Source organism: Streptomyces sp. NBC_01198, from assembly GCF_036010485.1.
In the GTDB taxonomy this organism is placed as follows: domain Bacteria; phylum Actinomycetota; class Actinomycetes; order Streptomycetales; family Streptomycetaceae; genus Actinacidiphila.
This window is the reverse complement of the sequence record NZ_CP108568.1, coordinates 3801016-3819298: the sequence shown is the minus strand read 5'-3', so window position 1 is coordinate 3819298 and position 18283 is coordinate 3801016. Positions and strand designations below refer to the sequence as shown.

The 18283-nt window shown below is 74.0% G+C and carries 15 protein-coding genes and 2 pseudogenes; 6 read left to right on the top strand and 11 right to left on the bottom strand.

Translation table 11 applies throughout. The annotated features are described in order from the left end of the window. Window positions 1-141 precede the first annotated feature (141 nt). The 3 genes from OG702_RS17125 to OG702_RS17115 form a co-directional block, all read right to left on the bottom strand. A complete protein-coding gene (locus OG702_RS17125) occupies window positions 142-936 on the bottom strand; it encodes a DUF1206 domain-containing protein (RefSeq protein ID WP_327289753.1) in 795 nt (264 codons plus the stop codon). A 111-nt stretch (window positions 937-1047) separates the two neighbouring features. Next, window positions 1048-1482, bottom strand: a complete 435-nt coding sequence (locus OG702_RS17120) for a nucleoside deaminase (protein WP_327289752.1) — start codon at window positions 1480-1482, stop codon at window positions 1048-1050. Beyond that, a complete protein-coding gene (locus tag OG702_RS17115; protein WP_327289751.1) occupies window positions 1479-2291 on the bottom strand; it encodes an LLM class flavin-dependent oxidoreductase in 813 nt (270 codons plus the stop codon). Before OG702_RS17115 ends, OG702_RS17120 begins: the two co-directional genes overlap by 4 nt. Before the next feature lie 93 nt (window positions 2292-2384). On the opposite strand from OG702_RS17115, the gene OG702_RS17110 reads away from it, so the two are divergent. Further along, window positions 2385-2831, top strand: coding sequence for an Lrp/AsnC family transcriptional regulator (locus tag OG702_RS17110; RefSeq protein ID WP_327289750.1), 447 nt, complete (start codon window positions 2385-2387; stop codon window positions 2829-2831). A 91-nt stretch (window positions 2832-2922) separates the two neighbouring features. On the opposite strand, the gene OG702_RS17105 is transcribed toward OG702_RS17110, so the two are convergent. Continuing rightward, the gene (locus OG702_RS17105; RefSeq protein WP_327289749.1) at window positions 2923-3828 is read right to left on the bottom strand and encodes an aldo/keto reductase; all 906 of its coding nucleotides are present in this window, start codon (window positions 3826-3828) and stop codon (window positions 2923-2925) included. Between the two features lie 261 nt (window positions 3829-4089). Between OG702_RS17105 and OG702_RS17100 the strand changes: the two genes are divergently transcribed. Continuing rightward, on the top strand, window positions 4090-4929 hold the full coding sequence (locus OG702_RS17100; protein WP_327289748.1) for an alpha/beta hydrolase: 840 nt from the start codon (window positions 4090-4092) through the stop codon (window positions 4927-4929). A 71-nt stretch (window positions 4930-5000) separates the two neighbouring features. On the opposite strand, the gene OG702_RS17095 is transcribed toward OG702_RS17100, so the two are convergent. After that, the gene (locus OG702_RS17095; RefSeq protein ID WP_327289747.1) at window positions 5001-6152 is read right to left on the bottom strand and encodes a ScyD/ScyE family protein; all 1152 of its coding nucleotides are present in this window, start codon (window positions 6150-6152) and stop codon (window positions 5001-5003) included. 711 nt (window positions 6153-6863) lie between these two features. After that, window positions 6864-7451 carry a patatin-like phospholipase family protein gene (locus OG702_RS17090; RefSeq protein WP_327293259.1) on the bottom strand — a complete coding sequence of 196 codons (588 nt, stop codon included), beginning with the start codon at window positions 7449-7451 and terminating at the stop codon, window positions 6864-6866. A 27-nt stretch (window positions 7452-7478) separates the two neighbouring features. Here OG702_RS17090 and OG702_RS17085 point away from each other — a divergent pair, with 27 nt between their 5' ends. Next, window positions 7479-10760: an NACHT domain-containing protein gene (locus OG702_RS17085; RefSeq protein WP_327293492.1), complete on the top strand. Its 3282-nt coding sequence runs from the start codon at window positions 7479-7481 to the stop codon at window positions 10758-10760. Between the two features lie 37 nt (window positions 10761-10797). Here OG702_RS17085 and OG702_RS17080 read toward each other — a convergent pair whose 3' ends face one another. Further along, complete coding sequence (locus OG702_RS17080; RefSeq protein WP_327289745.1) at window positions 10798-11232, bottom strand: universal stress protein; 435 nt, start codon at window positions 11230-11232, stop codon at window positions 10798-10800. Here OG702_RS17080 and OG702_RS17075 point away from each other — a divergent pair. Then, window positions 11156-11953: pseudogene (locus OG702_RS17075) on the top strand (DUF4158 domain-containing protein); the annotation flags it as partial. The gene OG702_RS17080 and the pseudogene OG702_RS17075 overlap by 77 nt on opposite strands. 62 nt (window positions 11954-12015) lie before the next feature. On the opposite strand, the gene OG702_RS17070 reads toward OG702_RS17075, so the two are convergent. After that, window positions 12016-12615 (bottom strand): cysteine hydrolase family protein, encoded by a 600-nt coding sequence (locus tag OG702_RS17070; RefSeq protein ID WP_327289744.1) that lies wholly within the window; start codon window positions 12613-12615, stop codon window positions 12016-12018. Between the two features lie 92 nt (window positions 12616-12707). Further along, window positions 12708-13955: an MFS transporter gene (locus OG702_RS17065; protein ID WP_327289743.1), complete on the bottom strand. Its 1248-nt coding sequence runs from the start codon at window positions 13953-13955 to the stop codon at window positions 12708-12710. A gap of 140 nt (window positions 13956-14095) precedes the next feature. Between OG702_RS17065 and OG702_RS17060 the strand changes: the two genes are divergently transcribed. Then, window positions 14096-15031 carry a LysR family transcriptional regulator gene (locus OG702_RS17060; RefSeq protein WP_327289742.1) on the top strand — a complete coding sequence of 312 codons (936 nt, stop codon included), beginning with the start codon at window positions 14096-14098 and terminating at the stop codon, window positions 15029-15031. A 47-nt stretch (window positions 15032-15078) separates the two neighbouring features. Here the strand turns inward: OG702_RS17060 and OG702_RS17055 are convergent. Together OG702_RS17055 and OG702_RS17050 are read right to left on the bottom strand one after the other, a co-directional pair. Further along, window positions 15079-15471, bottom strand: a pseudogene (locus OG702_RS17055) (site-specific integrase); the annotation flags it as partial. A gap of 71 nt (window positions 15472-15542) precedes the next feature. Further along, window positions 15543-15746, bottom strand: a complete 204-nt coding sequence (locus OG702_RS17050) for a hypothetical protein (protein ID WP_327293491.1) — start codon at window positions 15744-15746, stop codon at window positions 15543-15545. 242 nt (window positions 15747-15988) lie between these two features. Between OG702_RS17050 and OG702_RS17045 the strand changes: the two genes are divergently transcribed. Continuing rightward, a complete protein-coding gene (locus OG702_RS17045; protein ID WP_327289741.1) occupies window positions 15989-17917 on the top strand; it encodes a dynamin family protein in 1929 nt (642 codons plus the stop codon). Window positions 17918-18283: the final 366 nt, after the last annotated feature.

Sequence of the window (18283 nt, the reverse complement as noted above, 5' to 3'; positions counted from 1 at the left end):
TCCGCGGCGGTCGCCGTTCCCGCCTCGCGGCGGCCCGAGTCATCGGAACGCCGAACGGCCCGGCGCCGAGGGGCGGTCCGGGACGCTCGTCGAGCGGGGGATTCGGGGTCCACGGCGGGGCAGGCCGCCGGCAGCGTCGGGTCAGAGCTTGCGCCAGCGGGCGTTGGCCCAGGAGAAGAGGCCGAAGGCGATCAGGCCGGCCGCGATCAGGACCAGCAGCCAGGGGCCGGCGGGGGTGCCGACGAAGGAGCGCAGGGTGTCGTCGGTGCCCTTGGACTTGCCGGGGGTGTGCTGGACGGCGGCCGCGACGGCGAAGCCGCCGGCGGTGGCGAGCACGACGCCGCGGGCCGTGCCGCCGAAGACCCCGAGGAAGTCCACCGCGCGCTGCTCCGTCCGGGACATCTCCGCCATTTTCAGGTGCTTGTGGAACTTCCGCATGATGGCGCGGACGGCGATCCCCACGCCCACGCAGCCGACCACGACGCCGGCGATCGCGACGATCCACTGGCCGCCGGGCCACTCCAGGGCCTTGGCCGTCACGTCGTTGGTCCTCCGGTCGGTGGACCCGCTGCCACTGCCCTTGTCGCCGGCCGCGTAGGCCAGCACGGAGTAGCAGACGAAACCGTAGAAGACGCAGCGCACTGCGGCCATCGCGCGCTTGGCCGGCTTGTCGCCGTCCGGGCCGCCCAGGCCGAAGACGGCCTGGGACAGGCGCCACAGCGCCATACCGGCCACGCCTATGCCGAGCAGCCACAACAGGACGTCGCCGAACGGCTTGTGCGCGATCTCGGCGAGCGCGCCGCCCCGGTCGGCCTGCTGGCCACCGCTGTCCGCGGTGGCGATGCGTATCGCCAGCACGCCGACCAGGACGTAGATGATCCCGCGGGCGACGAAGCCCGCACGGCCGCCGGCCGCAACCGCCTTGCTGCCGGCCATGCTTCGGGAGTCACGCCGGCCGGGCTCTCTCGCTGCTTGGGTCTTCACGTGAAGTCGCGTGCCCGCTCGGGCCCCGATGACACCCGGCAGTACGCCGGCGCCGGACGCGGCCTAGTGCCGGTAGTACGCCTCGATGGGGACGCGGGCCTCGTCCAGCAGGGCCGGGCCGTCCTGCGGGACCGTGGGCCAGGCGCCGGAGTCCGGGTTGAGGGCGACGAGTTGGTCGGTGGCGAGCGCGTAGACGACGCGGCCGAGGCCGGATCGGGCGATGGCCCCGGTGCACATGCCGCACGGCTGGCAGCTGGTGTACATCGTGGTGCGCGCGGCCGCCTCGGGGGCGAGTTCGCGGGCCGCCCAGCGGGCGAGCTTCAGTTCCGGGTGGGCGCTGATGTCGTTGTCGCTGCGCACGGTGTTGTGCGCTTCGGCCAGCACCGTGCCGTCCGGCCCGGCGAGCAGCGAACCGTAGGGCGCGTCGCCCAGGGTGATGGCGCGGGCGGCCAAGGCGACGGCGCGGCGCAGGAGTTCCTCGTCGGCGGAGGTGATCACGATGCTGCCTTCCAGTGTTCGGCCACGGCGGTGAGCGCCTGCCAGACCTCTTGGGGCCTGCGGGTCTCCTCCGGGTCGCCGCGGTAGGGGTCGAGCAGGACGGAGCCGGCGCCCAGCCGGCGCAACTGGTCGAGGTCGTCGATGACTTGCTCGATGGTTCCGGTACCGGCGAGGCGTTCCGGGTCGTCGACCGGCGCGCCGGTCAGCCGCAGCGAGATGCGCGGGGCGAGGGACGGCGGCGTGTGCCGTGCCAGGGCCGAGCGCAGCCAGGGCAGCGTGAGGCGCATCGGGTGCCAGGCGTCCCCGTACGCGATGGCGCGGCGGATCGCCGCGTCGCTGTTGCCGCCGACCCAGAGCGGGATCGGCCGGCCGCCGTCCTGCGCGCGCCAGGCCTCCCGCAGCGCGGCCAGGTGCTCGTCAGTCAGCCTGCCGCGTGCGCTGAACGGCACGCCCAGTGCCTCGAACTCCTGCCGCGCCCAGCCGACGCCCACGCCGAGCACCAGCCGGCCGCCGCTGAGCGCGTCGAGGTTGCGCGCCATCCGATCCACCAGCAGCGGGTGCCGGTAGGGCATGACGAGCACGGTGGTGCCGAGCCGGACCGTGGTGGTGATCCCGGCCAGCCAGGACAGCGTGGTGAAGGGCTCGTAGAAGGGCTCGGGGTACTTCTCCGCCACGTCGGGGGTGACGGCCACGTGGTCGGAGACCATGAGCAGCCCGAAGCCGAGCCCTTCCACGGTCCGCGCCCATTCGCGCAGCACCCCCGGGTCTGTTCCCGGCCCGAAATTCGGCACGTTGACGCCTAGTTCCATGATCGGATGCTATAGCGGTGCTTCCCCGGCGAGGAAGCCGAATCTCCCGGGACTCCCCGCCTGCCACCGCTGATCTCCCGGTAGTCTTGCCGGATGACCGCGAATCTTGACGACGTCGACTGGGCGATCATCGAGCAGTTCCAGCGCGAGGCGCGCGTCTCGGTCAGCGAGCTGGCGCGCCGGGTGAGCCTCAGCGCGTCGGCCGCCGCCGAGCGCGTGCGGCGGCTGGAGACGCTGGGCGTGATCACCGGCTACCACGCGGCGGTCGACCTCGCGCAGGTCGGCTACCCGCTGCTGGCGATCGTCCGGCTGAAGTACCCGGGCAACCACCACCAGCCGCTGCGCCGGCTGCTCGAGGACCGCCGCGAGATCCTGGAGTGCCTGCGCACCACCGGCGACGACTGCTACACCCTCAAGGTGGCCGCCACGTCCATGGAGCACCTGGAGAGCGTGGTCGACGAGCTGGCCGGCTTCGGCAGCACGACCACCGGCGTCGTCTACCGCCAGACCCTCCCCTACCGCGGCCCCGCCCGGCCCTGACCGGGCGCCCCGCCCGGCCCCGCTCGGCTCGGCTCGGGAGGCCAGGTCGAGGGCAGGGCCAGGTCGCGGGAGGGCTAGGCCGAGAGCAGGCCTACGTCCAGGGCATCGCGGCGCGCCGGCGCCAGTACGTCTGCGGGTCGACGGCGAGCGGCGCGTAGCGGTCCGGGTCGGGTGCGGGGGCGGTGCGGGCGGTGAGGTTGGCCCGCAGCTGCTCGACGGTGACGGCGCCCGACAGGACCACGTCGACCCACGGCTGGGCCAGCACGGCGGCCAGGGCGGCAACGCCGGGGCGCGGCCCGAGCCGCTGGGTCGCCGGACTGGGCACGGCGAGACGGCCGTTGGCCAGGGCCTCCTTGACGATGACGGTCCACCCCGCTGCCTTGGCCTCCGCCAGTGCGGGGCCGGCCGAGGGCTCCATGACGTTCCAGGTGGCCTGCACCGCGGAGAAGACCGGCTGCCCCTCGACGCGGATCTCCAGCGCCTTGCGCAGCGTGTCGGCCTGCCCGGGGCCGCTCAGGCTGAGGCCGACGGGGACGGGGAGCGCGGCCAGGTCGCGCAGCACCTGCGCGTCGTCGAGGATCCCGGACTCCTGGGTCGCGGAGTGGACCGCGTAGAGGCGCAGCCACGGCCCGAGCAGGGCCTCGGTCTGCGGCCACTGCCGGGCCAGGGCGGCGGCTGAGTGGTCCTTCACCTCCTGGACCTCCGCGTGCGGCTGCCAGTCGGCGGTGTAGGTGTAGCCCCACTTCGAGGACACGGTGACGTCCCCGGCCCCGATGCCGCGGGCGGCCAGCCACCCGCCCAGGAACTGCTCGGCCAGACCGTACGAGCGCGCCGCGTCGAACCACCGCACCCCGCCTTCCCACGCGGCGTCGCAGACGCTCTCGCACCGCCTGCGCAGGCCTTCGACGGAACGGTCGTCGCCGAGGGCGGCCCCGTGCCCGACGTTCAGATACTCAGGACGGCCGAGGCTTGCCAGACCCAGTCCGAATACGGCCATCAGATGCCCCTTTCCCGATCCCGTCCGGGCACCGCCGGTGACGGCGGCGGGCGCGGGATCTCCGTGGCACGGACGTTCCCGGTCGGATTCTTCCCTCAGGACAAGCGTCGCATATGACCCCGTCCGGACGGGCTCTTTACCATGAGTGACCAGTACGCGGGCGGGCCGCCCGCCAGGGACGGAGGCGGCATGACCGACGCGGGAGACGCGAGAGACCCGGGAGGCGCAGGGGTCGCGGGGGCCGCGGGAAAGGCGGGAGCCGTGCACGACCCACATGACGTGGGGGACGGGCGGACCGCGGTGACGGTCGAGTCCGGCGTGCTGTTCGCGACGGTCGACGGCGTCGAGCTGCGGCTCGACATCCACCGCCCCGCTCTGCCCGGCACCCCCGTCGTCGTCTACGCGCACGGCGGCGGCTGGACCCGCGGCGACCGGCAGGCCGACGGCGCCACCCGGCTGACCCCGCTCGCCGCGTACGGCGTGACCGTCGTCGCGGTCGACTACCGGCTCGCGCCAGGCGCGGTCTTCCCGCAGCAACTGCACGACCTCAAGGGCGCCGTGCGCTGGCTGCGCGCCAACGGGGGGCGCCTGGGGCTGGCCACCGAACGGCTCGGCATGTGGGGCGCCTCCGCGGGGGCGTATCTGGGCTCGCTGCTCGCGCTGTCCGCGGGCGACAGCGCCCTGGAGGGCACGGTCGGCGGAAACGCGGACCGGTCCAGCGCCGTGCAGGCCGTGGTGCACTGGTTCGGCCAGACGGACCTCGCCGCCTCGGCGGCCCGCAGCACGGTGGAGGCCGGCCTGCTGCCGTTCCACTTCGAGGCGGACCTGCTCGGCACGCCCGAGCCTGCCGCTGGCCCGCTCCGGGCGCTCAGCCTGCTGCCGCGGGTGTCGGCGCAGGCGCCGCCGTTCCTGATCGCCCACGGCGACCGCGACCGGATCGTTCCCCCCGCCGAGGGCCTGGCGCTGCACGACGCGCTCAGCCGGGCCGGCGCGCGCACCCGCTTCGAGCTGCTGGGCGGCGCCGGGCACGAGGACGCGGCCTTCGGCGCCCCCGCCTCCCTCGCCGGTACGGCTGCGTGGCTGCGGACCGTGCTGGGCTGAGGCACGGGGGGCCGGTCCTGCCCCCTCACGGGCCGCGGCCGGGGTGGCCGCGGCCCGCAACGGGGCCGGGGTCAGCCGATCTTGACGACCTGGCCGGAGGTCGAGTAGGCGGGGTCGCCGAAGGGCCACATGGAGGAGTAGTTGCTCACGTAGAGCGAGCCGTCGCGGCCGGCCAGGAAGCCCGCGGGCGCGAAGAGCTTGCCCGCGCCGAGGGTGGTGCGCCGCCCGTCCCTGCCGATCTGGACGACCGCGCCGGTGGGCGGGACGTCGGACGAGGGGAAGCCGGTGGTGTCGAACTCGGTGACGTAGAAGTCACCGTTGGCGCCGAAGCCGCAGCCGTTGATGGCGCTGAAGCCGCTCTGCCACACCGTCAGGGCGCCGGTGCGCGGCACGTAGCGGAAGACGTCGGCGTCGGTGGCCGAGCCGCCGAACCCGGTGAGCTCGCCGATGTAGACCGCACCGTCCGGGCCGATGTCCAGGCAGGTGGGAACGGAGTTCGCGCCGCCCGGGGTGTTGGGGACCAGGGCCAGCACCTGCACATTGCCGTGCCGGTCGATCGAGTCCAGCGTGTTGGAGCCCCCGTCGACCAGGTAGAAGCCGCCACGCGGGTTGGCCGCCAGCGCGTAGGGGTTGCCGTCGTGGTCCGGCGCCCACTGGTAGTCGACGTCACCGGGGTTCGCGACCGCCCGGGGGGAGCGGCCGGTGACGTCCAGCAGCGCGCCGTACTGCTTCTTCAGCGTCGCGCTCAGCTCCGGCGTGAGGCCGGGCAGACCGGCAGGGACGAACTCCGGGGACGCCGGCTCCAGGGCGTAGAGGTGGCCGTCGACGTACTCCAGGTCGTCCGGGCCGACCATCTCGCCCCCGTTGAGCAGCGAGGCCAGGCCCGTGCGGATGCGTACCGGCGAGCCGGAGGAGACGTCCGCGATCGAACCGGTCAGGCCGAAGCAGTTCACCCCCGCCGGGTTGCTGGTGTCGCACAGCGAGGGAATGGTCCCCGCCTCGCCGACCAACAGGTGGCCGTGCGGTCCCCAGACCAGGCCGCGCGGCCCGTTCAGCCCGCTCGCCACGACCCTGACCGGCGCACTCGCCGTCAGCTCGGCCGGGTGTCCCGCCGGGCGGGCGGCCGCCTCGGCCACCGGTCCCGACGGTCCCGCGCTCAGTCCGGCGAGCGCCGCGGCCGCCGCCGCGGCCAGGACCATCCGACGCGTGTTGAGAGGTCGCATCCGCGCCTCAACTCCTCCCCATGGGGTGAGCACGGACGCGCGCGACCGGTCGCCGTCAGCGATGGACGCCCCCGCGCCCGGCTCACGGCAGGGCCGGTCATGACACGCTGCAGGACGCTCCGAGCCCCCCGCGCCGGGTCACACCAGCCGGGTGACACGCAGGAGCATCGCCCACCTGACTTGGCGCCGAACTGGCGTGGACTTGGCGCCGGCCCGCCGACGGCCCGGCCGCGACGACCGGAGTGGGTGGCGGTGTCCGTGGGACGGCAGGGGCGGCCGGCGGTCCGCTGACGGCGGCTTTCCCGCCCGGGGCGGGTGACCAGGCGGGAAGCCATGGCCAGGGATTCGCCAAGCCGACGCCAAGCCGTTCCTTAGTCGCCCGCCACCCCCCGCCCCCGGCTGCCCGGCAGTGTGCCCCCGGCACCTCCGGCCCCCGGCACCCCTCGCCCCCCGGGTGGCCCCGCACAGGGTGCCGGCGGTGTCACGGGCGACCAGGTCGGCGCGGCCGTCACCGGTGGGATCGCCCGCCCCGACGAGCTGGTCGTACACGTTCCAGCCCCCGCCCACAGCACTCGATCAGCGGTTCCGGTCGATTCATCTCACGATCAGCCGGGCTCGTTAGGGCCGGAGGAGTTCACAACCGGGTGCGACCGCGGCGGCCCGCCGGGGGCCGCTCCGCGCATCCCCGCAGCGCCTGCCGCGTCCCGCGGGTCAGGCGAACCAGACCTCGGCCACCGACTCCGCGGCGGCGACGGCCTGGGCGTGGCCGGCCCGGGCGGCGGCCGGGCGGCGGGAGTCGTCCACCATGTTGCGGCCCATCGCGCGGCGGGCCGCCGGGTCCGGGGTCAGCAGCGCGACGGCGGTGCCGTCCGCCCCCAGTGCGGCGGCCTCCTGCGCGGCGTCCGGGTGCGGGCCGACCGCCTTGGGGATCGGCGCGACCGCCACCACGCGGTGGTGGCCGCCGGCCAGCGGGATGTTGGTGGTCGAGCGGCTGCCGCCGTCCATCCAGCGGCGGCCCGCGACGGTGACGGGCGGCCAGATCAGCGGCACCGCGCAGCTGGCGGCGACCGCTTCGAGCAGGGTCGGGCCGGAGTCGGCGGTGAAGACCTCGAGTTGCCCGGTCCGCGCGTCCGTCGCCGTGATCCGCAGGTCGCGGCGGGGCCAGGTCCGTAGGTCGCCCGACCGCGGCGGCGCACCCGGGCGAAGCGCCCGGCGAGGGTGCGCAGGGCCACCGGATCGGGGAAGTCGCCGTGCCCGGCTGGGGGTCGTGGCAAGGTGGGCTGCCCGGGGCGGGGCCAGGGAGAACAGTCGGAAGGGAAGTGGGGGATGGGGGCGCGGCGGTTGGTCGGGTATCGGGACGCCGTCGCGCTGCTGGGGGTGGATCCGCCGGGTCTGGTCGCGCTCGACGAGGCCTTGGGGGGCGCCCTGTCGGTGGCCACCGGCGGGGTGAGCGAGACCGTGCTGAACCTCGCCGGGGCGCAGGGGCGGATCCTGCGGCTGGGGCGGGACGTCTTCGGGCGGCTGCGGGAATCGCTGGGCGCGGCCGACCGGGTGGGGCGCACGCGGCAACTGGAGGCCGCGCACGCGGTGCTGGTGGTGACGGCGTACTTCGAGGTGCTGGGCGAGGTGGCGCTGCCGTTCGACTGGGCCGAGGCGCGGCTCACCCGCCGCGAGCAACTCGCTCTCGCGGGCAGCGCCGAGGCCGACGCCCACAACTTCGTCCACGCCGTCGCGTCGACCGCCGCACCGATGCCCGCCCCGCACCTGCCGTACGAGGACGTGCTGGACGAGCTCGGCCGGTGGTACTCGCTGCTGGAAGGCCGGTTGCTGCGCTTCCTGCGCGGGCTGGCGCTCTGGGAGCGGCTCAGCGAGACCGAACGGGCGGTGTCCACCCGGCGGTTGAGCATGGTGGCGGCCGGTGCGCTGGTCCGCTACCAGGAGCTCTTCGCCCGACTCAGCGCCGAGATACCGGAGTTCGGCCTGTGGTCGGGCCGCACCGAGCACCAGGCGACGCGGGCGACCGTGCGTACGGCGCTGAGCACGGTGGAGATGCTGCTCAACGGCCTGGCCGCGGCGACGTCGCCGCCGGTGGACGTCGCCGCCGCGCTGTCCACCGCCTACCGGGCGACGCTGGGCCGCCGCATCCTCGCCGACGGCGACATGACGACCTACGCCGGCCTGCCCACCGTGGCCGACAGCTACCTGGATCCGCGGTTCCGGGTGCGGGCCACGGACGGCACCGCGGGCACGCCGGCCGACGAGGACTGGTGGTCAGGGGCCGAACTGCGCGACGACCTCTGCGAATACCTGGCGGGCGCCTTCACCGGGCCCGGCACGACGGCGGCGCCGATGGTCGTCCTCGGCCAGCCGGGAGCGGGCAAGTCCATGCTGACGAAGGTCCTCGCGGCCCGGCTGCACGCCGCCGGCTTCCTGCCGGTACGGGTGGTGCTGCGGGAGATCCCCGCGGAGGCGGAGATCCAGGACCAGATCGAGTACGCGGTCCGGTCCGCGACCGGTGAACGCGTCACCTGGCCCGAGCTGATCCGCGCGGCCCCGGGCACCGTCCCGCTGGTGCTCTTCGACGGCTTCGACGAACTCCTCCAGGCCACCGGCGTCAGCCAGTCCGACTTCCTGATGCGTATCGCCGCCTTCCAGCAGCGCGAGTCCGACCAGGGCCGGCCGGTCATCGCGCTGGTCACCACCAGGACGGCGGTGGCGGACCGGGCCCGTTACCCGGACGGCACGGTGGCGCTGCGCCTCGAACCGTTCAGCGACGGCCAGGTGCGCGCCTGGGTGGGGATCTGGAACCGTACGAACGAGCGGCTGTTCGCCGCCGCCGGCACCCTCCCCCTGCCGGAGACCGTCGCCGAGCACCACCGCGAACTGGCCAGCCAGCCGCTGCTGTTGCTGATGCTCGCGCTCTACGACGCCACCGGCAACGCCCTCCAGCGCGGCGACACACCGCTGAACGAGGCCGACCTCTACGAGGACCTGCTCACCGCCTTCGCCGCCCGCGAGGTCGGCAAGTCCGCCGCGGCCGCGCCACCCGCCGAGGTCGGCGTCCTGGTACGGCAGGAGCTGGAACGCCTGTCGCTGGTCGCCTTCGCCATGCTCAACCGGCGCCGCCAGTGGGTCACCGCGAGCGAACTCGGCGCCGACCTCGACGCCCTGCTCGGGCGGCCCGCCGCCGCCGAGTCCCGGTTCCGCGCGCCGCTGGAGCACGGCGACGTGGCGCTCGGCCGCTTCTTCTTCATCCAGCGGGCGCAGGCCGTCCAGGACGGACACCGGCTGGCCACCTACGAGTTCCTGCACGCGACCTTCGGCGAATACCTCGCCGTACGGCTCGCGGTGGACCTCTTCCACCGGCTCATCGACCAGCGGCCGAGCCTCATCGTCGGCCCCGCGCCGGTGGACGACGGGCTGCTCTACGTGCTGCTCTCCTACGTGCCGCTGTCGGCCCGCCAGATGCTGCGGTTCGTGCGGGCCCGCGTCGCGCGCGTACCGGAAGCCGACCGGCGGCGGCTGTCCGACCTGATCGTCCAGGTGATCGCCGTCAACGCCACGCGTACGCAGCACCCGCACGAGGGCTACCGCCCCGACCCCGGCCGGCCCACGTCCTCCCGGCACGGGCTCTACGAGGCGAATCTGCTGCTGGTCCTGCTCGCGCTGACCGGCGGGTTCCGCGCCGGCCGGATCTTCCCGGACTCCCCCGACACGCCCGCCACCTGGCACCGCCGCGCACTGCTGTGGCGGTCGTCCATGATCGAGGAGGAGTGGACGGAGTTCGCGCTGGCCCTGCGGCTGCGGCACATCCGCCCGGCGGGGCGCCGGGACCTGGAGATCCTGCCCGCGGCGGACCCGGTCGGCGCGCCGGAGCCGGTCGATCCCGTCTGGCTGTACGGCCACGCCGTCGGCGTCCGCAGCGCGGCCTGGCGCAGGACGTACTGGGTCGAGCTGATGCACAAGATGGACGTGTCGGGCGGCACCAACGACTCGGTGGTCAGGCACGCCCTGGAACCGGTGGCCGAATTCCTCGGCCCGGAGCTGATGACCTTCTACACCCACGGCGACGCACGCGCCTCCTCCGTCGTCCACGACGTGCTGCGGCTGTGGCTGACCAGCCGCCTGGCGACGTCGTGGCGGCCGCTCGCCGTCGCCTACCAGCGGTGCGTGGCCTGGCTGCCCGGCGCCTGGGCGGCGAAAGTGCGCCCGCTGGTGCTCGACCTGCTCGCCGCCGACGCCGACCGGCTGCCACCGGAGCTGGTGGCCGGCCTGCTGCGGCAACTCGACGGGCTCGTGTCCCGTGACCCGGACTGCGCGGCGCCGCTGCTGTCGGCGGCGGTGGCGGCGCTGGCCTCCCGGCCGTCGCCGCCGGCCCGCCAGGACCTGCTGGCCGCGGCGCGGAACGCGGCCCGGCCCTTCGCGGTGGACGACGTACGCGGCTGGGAGGCCTGGCTGACGGTCCACGACCACGGCCTCGCGGGCGCGGTCTTCGGCGGCACCGCCGCGGAACGCCTCACGTCGTCCGACCTGGACGCGCTCCCGCCGACCCTCCGGCACCGGATCCGCCGGGTCGCCGCCGTGGACTACCCGCAGATCCCGCTGTGAGCTGCTGCGAGCCGGCGTGAGCCGCTGTGCGCGCGCCTCACGCCGGGTGGCGCAGGCGCAGTTCGCCGAGCACGCGGGTGGTGCGGCCCAGGTCGCGTATCAGCTCGGACGGCGGGACGGCGAGGACCGCGCAGCCCGCGTGGGCCAGGCAGTGCCGGGCGACGCCGCCGTGGAAGAGCCGCCGGAGGCCGCCCCGGCGCCCGGTGCCGATCACGAGCAGGTCGTCAGGCCGGTCGGCGAGCGCGACGAGCGCGCCCGCGGCCTCGTCCCTGGCGGTGATCAGCCGCAGCCGCACACCGGGCGGTTCGCCGCCGAAGGCGTCGGTGAACGCCTGCCGCAGGCGCTCGCCCGCCGCGTTCTCCAGCGCCGCGAGCACGGTGGCGCAGGAGAAGTTCCTGCGGGAGCCGGCCTCGCCGCCGGGCGGTGCCCAGTTTCTGACGGATGTACAAGCCGCCGCGTACGCGGCGTACAACGGGGCGCCGTCCCGTCCGGAGTTGGAGCGGTTCTTCTTCCTGGACGTTGCTGACTGGGAGCTGATCGAGGGCGAGCGGCGGTCCCACAACCGGCTCGGCTTCACTGTCCAGCTCACGACCGCGCGCTACCTCGGTGTGTTCCTGGACGACCCGACTGACGTGCCGGCTGAAGTCGTCGACTACCTCGCCGAGCAGCTCGGCATCGCGGACGCGTCGGCACTGAAGGCGTACGGGGAACGGGAGAACACCCGGCTGGCCCACGTCCGTGAGCTGCGGAAGGTCCTGGAGTACACGGAGTTCGCCGAGGCGGAAGCCGAGTTGCGGGTGTGGGTGGACGCGCGGGCGTGGACGACCGGGGAGGGCCCGAAGGCGTTGTTCGACGCGGCGGTGGGGTGGCTGCGTGGGCGGCGGGTGCTGCTGCCCGGCGTGACGACGCTCGCCCGGCTGGTGGCCTCGGTGCGGGAGGCGGCGAACCAGCGGATGTGGGACAGCCTCTACGGGCTGCTGAGCACCGGTCAGCGGGCGGTGCTCGACTCCCTGCTGACCGTGCCGCCTGGCGCGCGGGTGTCGGAGCTGGACCGACTGCGGCGCGGCCCGGTGCGGATCTCCGGGCCGCAGATGAAGTGGGCGCTTGAGCGGGCGGCGGAGATCGACGCGTTCGGGATGGGTGAGCCGGAAATTTCCGGGATACCGCCGCGGCGACTGGCGGAGCTGTCGAGGCAGTGGGCGGCCGCCACACCGGGTGGGTGCGGCGGCCGGGTGGGATCGGCTCCTGGTTCGAGTCAGTCAGCCCGGAGCAGGGTGTGCAGCTCGGTAGTGTCGATGATGTGGGCTCGTGAGGGAAAGACCTGGTGGAGCAGGACGTTGTGGACTTCGGTGTCCGGGTCGGCGACGCCGTCGGACAGGACGTAGAGCTGGTAGTCGCGGTCTGCCGCGTCGATGACGGTGGACAGGACGACTCCGCTGGTGCTGATGCCGGAGACGACCAAAGTGGTGATGCCGCGCTCGCGTAGCTGCTGGTCAAGGTCGGTGGTGGACATGCCGCCGTAGCGGATCTTGCGCACGATGATGTCGCCGTCCTGGGGAGCCAGGCGCTCGTGGATGGCAGCGGCAGGGTCCTCGTGGTGCATGACGCGGTGCTGGGCCAGCGGGGCGAAGGACTTGTTGGAGGCCGGGATCGCGGCCCAGTCGGCATCGGTGAAGCCGACGCGTACGTAGGCGATGGTGCCGCCATGTGCGCGAACGTCGGCGATGGCCGCTTCCACACGACCGAGCAGCGCGTTGCGGTCCTCGCCTTCGGGCACAAAGGCCAGGATCGCGGGCTGGTAGTCCATGACGAGAAGCGCGGTGTGGGTGGGGTCAAGCGCGGGGGCAATGCTCACGCGAGTGTTCTCCTTAACCGGTGGTGTGCCAGGTCGACGCGGACGCGCACCGGCGGACCGGCGGCGGCCTGCGAGTGGCAAGTTGTGGTGCCTCATGAGTGGCTGCGGGACAGTTCCGGCTCGTGGTGCTGCGACGTCTGGTCCTGTCGGGGAAGCAGGAGCGGGGTGGTCAGGATGAGCAGGCCCGCGACCGTGAGAGCGGTGCGTGGGCTGGTGACGTCGGCGAGCAGCCCGGCGAGCGCGGTGAGGACGGCGATCGACGCCTGCTGACCGATCGACCAGGCCGACAGGGCGCGGGCGACGAGATGCCTGGGGGTGTGCTCGAGCCGGTAGGTGGCGAGCACCGGGCTGTACAGGCTCATGTTGATGATGATTGCCAGCTCGACGGCCATCACGGTGACGAGGCCGACGATGCCGGGACGGGTGAAGGCCAGGCCGATCAGCCAGACGGCGCGCAGGGTGCCAACGGTCCGGAAGACCCGGTGCCGGCCGAAGCGGGCCACGACACGGCGGGCCAGCCGCGAGCCGATGAGGCCGCCGAAGCAGGGGACGGCGAAGGCGAGGCCGTACTCCCAGGGTGGGAAGCCGAGTTGGCGGAGCAGGAGCACGGCCAGCAGCGGCTCGGTGGCCATGATCAGACCGCCGACGAGCAGGTTGTTGAGGTAGAGCGGCCGCAGACCGGGGTGGCCCATGATGTGTCGCCAGCCGTCGAGCAGTGCGCCCGCTCGGATCGGGCTCTTGTCGGTCGTTCGCGGCGCTTCTTCCTGGCCGCGGATCGCGGTGATTCCCAGCGCGGAGAGCAGGTAGCTGAGCGCGTCGGCGACCACGGTGGTGACTGGCCCGAACAGGCCGACCGCCGCCCCGCCCAGCGGTGGCCCCACCGCGATGGAGCTCCAGTTCGTGGACTCGAACCGCGCGTTGGCGACGAGAAGGTCGTCCGGCCGCACGAGGGCCTTGAGGTAGGCGCCGCTGGCCGCGTTGAAGGCGATCTTGGCTGCGGCGACCACCGCCGAGACCACGAGCAGCTGGACGAAGCTGAGCCACCCGAAGGCGTAGGCCACGGGGATCGTCGCCATGGCCGTAAACCGGGTCAGGTCCATCATGATCATGACCGGGCGCTTACGCCGGAACTCCACCCACGGCGCGAGCGGCACCGCGATCAGCGCACCCACCGCAGGCCCCACCGCGGACAGCGCGGACACCTCAGCGGGTCCAGCGTGCAGCACCAGCACGGCGATCAGCGGCAACGCCCCGAACCCCAGCCCGGACCCGTAGGCGCTCACCGCATATGACGTCCACAGCCAGCCGAACTGCCGGCCCAACCGTCTCCTGCCCACCATACTCAGCGCACTCCCCTTGAGGTCCCACCCGAACAAACTGACGTTGACCGATGAGAGATAAGCGGGCAGGACAACAGCAGGTCAAACAACCGACCCGCCAGCAATCCACAACAATCAGTTGTTCACTAAGGTGGGTCGGCGTGGACCTCGAAGCAGTACGTACCTTCGTCGCCGTCGCGGAAGCGGGCCAGTTCCAGAAAGCCGCCGCCGACCTGTCGATCACCCAGCAGGCCGTCTCCAAACGCATCGCCACGCTGGAGCGCACCCTCGGCGTGCGATTGTTCACCCGTGCCCCACGCGGCGCCGAGCTCACCATCGACGGGCAGGCGTTCCTGCCCCACGCATGCGAGCTGCTGCGCGTCGCCGAGCGTGCAGGCGCGTCCGTGCGCCCCGGCCGCCGTCCGCTGCGCGTCGACGTGATCTCCTCGCGCAGCGCTCAGTCGGGCCTGATGCGCGACTTCCACCGCGCACACCCCGACATCGACCTCGACGTGATGATGCTGTTCGACATCGAGACGGCCGTCACCGCCATTCTCTCCGGTGCGATCGACACGTCCTTCCGCGCCGTCGCCGCGCCCGGCCGGCCCCTTCCCGAGGACATCGCCTCCGTCCGGGTCCTCGACGAACCGCTCCAACTCCTCACCGGCCCCGCCCACGCACTGGCGGGCGCGCGGTCGGTGACCGTCGCCCAGCTCACCGGGCACCGGATCTGGATGCCCGGCATCGCCCCCGGTACCGAGTGGGGCGCCTACTACGACGACCTCGTCGCCGAGTTCGGCCTCACCATCGAAGTGACCGGCCCCAACTTCGGCACCGACGCACTCCTCGACACCATCGCCGACACCCCTGCCCTGGCCACCTTCATAGGCGAGCCCACCCGCCTCATCTGGCCCACCGACCACGGCCTGCGCCGCATCCCGGTGACCGACCCGACGCCCGTCTACCCGCACTCACTCCTCTGGCACCGCGACAACCCCCACCCAGCGCTGGCCACCCTCCGCACCCACCTCGCCGCCACGACAACCGGCCACGACGCCGCTGGGACCTGGGCACCGGGCTGGGCGATTCGGCGCTGAGCGCCCCCGTCCGCGCGGGCCGGCCCTGCCCTGCCCTGTGCAGGCGGTCAACGGCGGGCGTCGCCGGGGGCGAGCGGGCTGGTCAGCTCGGAGATCGCCTCCGGGGAGGGCTTGAAGTGGCGGCGGACGTTCTCCGGCTTCTTGTGCCGGGACTTCGCCATCAGCATCAACAGCGAGGCACCCTGCTCGCCGAGATGGGTCAGGGCGGAATGGCCGTACCCGTGCAGGTCCCAGCCCGTACCCGGCCCGCGCAGGGCGGTGTGCTCGTCGAGCAGGGCGCGGGCCTGCCCGTACGACAGCCTGGCCGGCCCGGTGTCCGGGCACACGTCGCGGGAGCTGACGACCTTGCCCGGCCCTGGGCGGCGATGGGTGACGAACACCGGCCCGCGGGTGCGGCCCTTGAGCAGCCGGGGCAGCAGCCGGGCGGTGCCGGCATCCCAGTCACGGGCTCCAGCACGCGAGGCAGGGCCGACCGGGTCCGGCCGCGCGCTGCAAGAAGGGGGGCGGCCGGTCAGTCCGCGACCACGACCTGCCAGACGATGGCCAGCCGCGGGGCCTCCAACAGCACCCAGTGCGCGTACATCCCGGGCATCACCTCGGCCCGCAGCCCGACGCCGTCCGGGGTGCCGACGCCGATCGCGGAGGCGTCCGCCAGGCGGTCGAGCGCTTCGTGGACTTCCTGCTGCCGCTCTGTCCCGTATGTGCCAAGCTCCATTGCGACTTCTGCCGTGGTCGTCACCCTTACGCCGCTCACCTGTCCACCTCTTCTCCCGCCGCGGACGCTGCCGCGGTGCGCCTTCCGCCGTTCCAGAGCGTCTGCCCGCAAACCGCGCGGGCAGACTCCCGCCCCGGTGGTGCACGGGCTCCTCACCCCTATGAACGGGCGGATCAGGAAAGTCAGGCAGATCCCATCATCTGATGAGATGTCGAACCCCTGGGTCTTCCTACGCTGGCGGGGTGAGCAAACAGGGGGCGGGGGATATGCGGTGGCCGGCGATCGCCGGGCACCTGGACTGGATCGACGGGGTGCTCGGCGGCGAGCGGATACCGGCCGCGCGCAGAGCGGAACTCGGCGAGCGGCTGCGGGTCGTCCAGGCGCGGGCCGCCGATCCGCTGCTGCGGATCGCCGTGTTCGGGGAGGCGTCCAGCGGCAAGAGCACGCTGCTGAACGGGTTCGTACGGCGCCGGCTGCTGCCGTCGTCCAACGACGTGACGACCCGGACCACGACGGTGCTGCGCCAGGTCGGGGGCGCCGAGGCGCTGGTGGCGACCGTGTCGGGGCGGGGGGACGTCAGCTGGCCTTCGGGGTCGTTCACCCAGTGGACCCGGCCGCCCGGGCCCGGCAGTTCGGCGACCCTGGAGCAGGCGCTGCAACGGGTGCTGACCACCTCGCTCGCCGAGCAGGTGCTGCGGCTCGAAGTACGCCAGCACGCCCGGCTGCTCGGGGACGGCATCGTGCTGCTCGACACCCCGGGCTTCTCCGTGGTGGACCGCGGCCACCGCGAACTGGCCGAAGCGGCCGTCCGGCAGGCGGACCTGGCGCTGGTCGTCGTCCCGGCGACCGCGGCGATGTCGATGACGCTGGTCGACTTCCTGTCCGGGCCGCTGCACGACCACCTCGACCGGTGCGCCTTCGTCCTCACCAAGACCGACCTGCTGGACCCCGACGACATCGACGACGTCACCGACCTGGTCGAGCGACGGCTGCACGAACTCGGCGTCGCCGAGCCTGTCGTGCTGCCCTGCGCGCCAGGCCGCGCTCTCGCGGCACTCACGGCCGGCACCGCGGACGGCGGCGGGGCGCCCGACGCGCACGTGGCGCGGTTCCTCGCCGTCGAGCGGCGGATCGCCGAACTGGCCGCGGGGCAGCGGCAGTCCGCGGTGGCGGCGACCGTACTCGGCCTGCTGTCCGGGCTGCTGGCGGCGGTGGAGGAGACCGCGGGCGAGCAGCGGGTGCGGCTGGCCGCGGAACGCGAGGCGCTGGGACGGCTGTCGCTGCCCGACTTCCCGGCCTTCCTCGACCACTGGACCGCCGGCGCCCTGCGCGGGGCCGAACGCGCCCTGGACGGGACGACCCTGCTGCTCCGCCTCGACGCGGCGATCGCCTCGCTGGACGCCGAGGTCGTCGAGGCGGTGGCCGGCGACCGGATCGCCCAGGTGAACGACGCCGCGGCCGCGGTCTCCCGGCTGGTACGCGAACGCCTGCGCCGCGACGCCCAGAACACCGTGGACGCCGCCGCCGGGCGGGCCGCGCAGGCGCTGAGAGGCGCGGCCGACGAGCTGGCGCGCGACTTCGGCCGCCAGTACAGCGCGCTCGCCGGGCTGGCCGGCGAGCGGCGGACCGCGGCCCCGGTCACGCTGTCGGCGGCGGCGGTGCCCGCGCCCGACCTGTCGGCCACCGACGAGGCACTGGCCCGGGTCGGCAGCCAGCTCGCCCTCAGCGACAACTGGCGCACCGGCGGCGGGGCCGCGGCCGGCGCGCTGGCCGGCAGCCTGGTCGCGCCGGTGGTCGGCACCATCGTCGGCGGGATCCTGGGCGCGATCATCGGCAAGCGCGGCCCGGACGCGGCCCGCGAGCAGTTCCTCGCCCAGGCCAGACCGATCATCGCCGAGGCCCAGGAGACCGTGGCCGAGGCGGTGACCGACGCCGTCGGGCAAGTGGGCGCGGAGCTGGGGGAGAGCGTCGTGGCGCTGCGCGCCCGCTACCTGACCCAGTGGAGCGAGGAGATCGCCCGGCTCAACGCCTCGCAGGCCCGCCGGCAGGCCGCACTGGCCCAGAAGATCGCCGCCGCCGAGCGGATCGCGCTCGAAGCGCGCCGCCGCCGTACCGACATCGCCTCGCTGCGCCACGACATCAGGCGCACCCCGGCCTCAGCGAAGGAGTGACCGCCGTGGACGCCGAACGAGCCACCGCCCCCACCTCTCCACCCACCGCGACAGACCCCCCGCGGCCCCCGCTGCCCCGGGACGGCGCGTTGACCGCCGGACACGGCGCGGGGGCCGGGATTCCGGCGCCCGACAGCGCGTTGACCGCCGGGGGCGGCCAGGACGCGCGGTACGTGGCGGCTGACGAGCCGCCGACCGGCGACGCCGCCGGGAAGCCCGGCGATCCAGCCCACTCCGGTGTGCCGCCCGCGGGGACCGGCGGGATCGCCCGAGGCGCCGGAACGGCCGCTGCGGAATCCGGCGGGACGGCACCCGGCCGTGCGCTGTCCGGCGGGGCGGCCGGCAGGGGTGGCGGCGGGCCCGAGG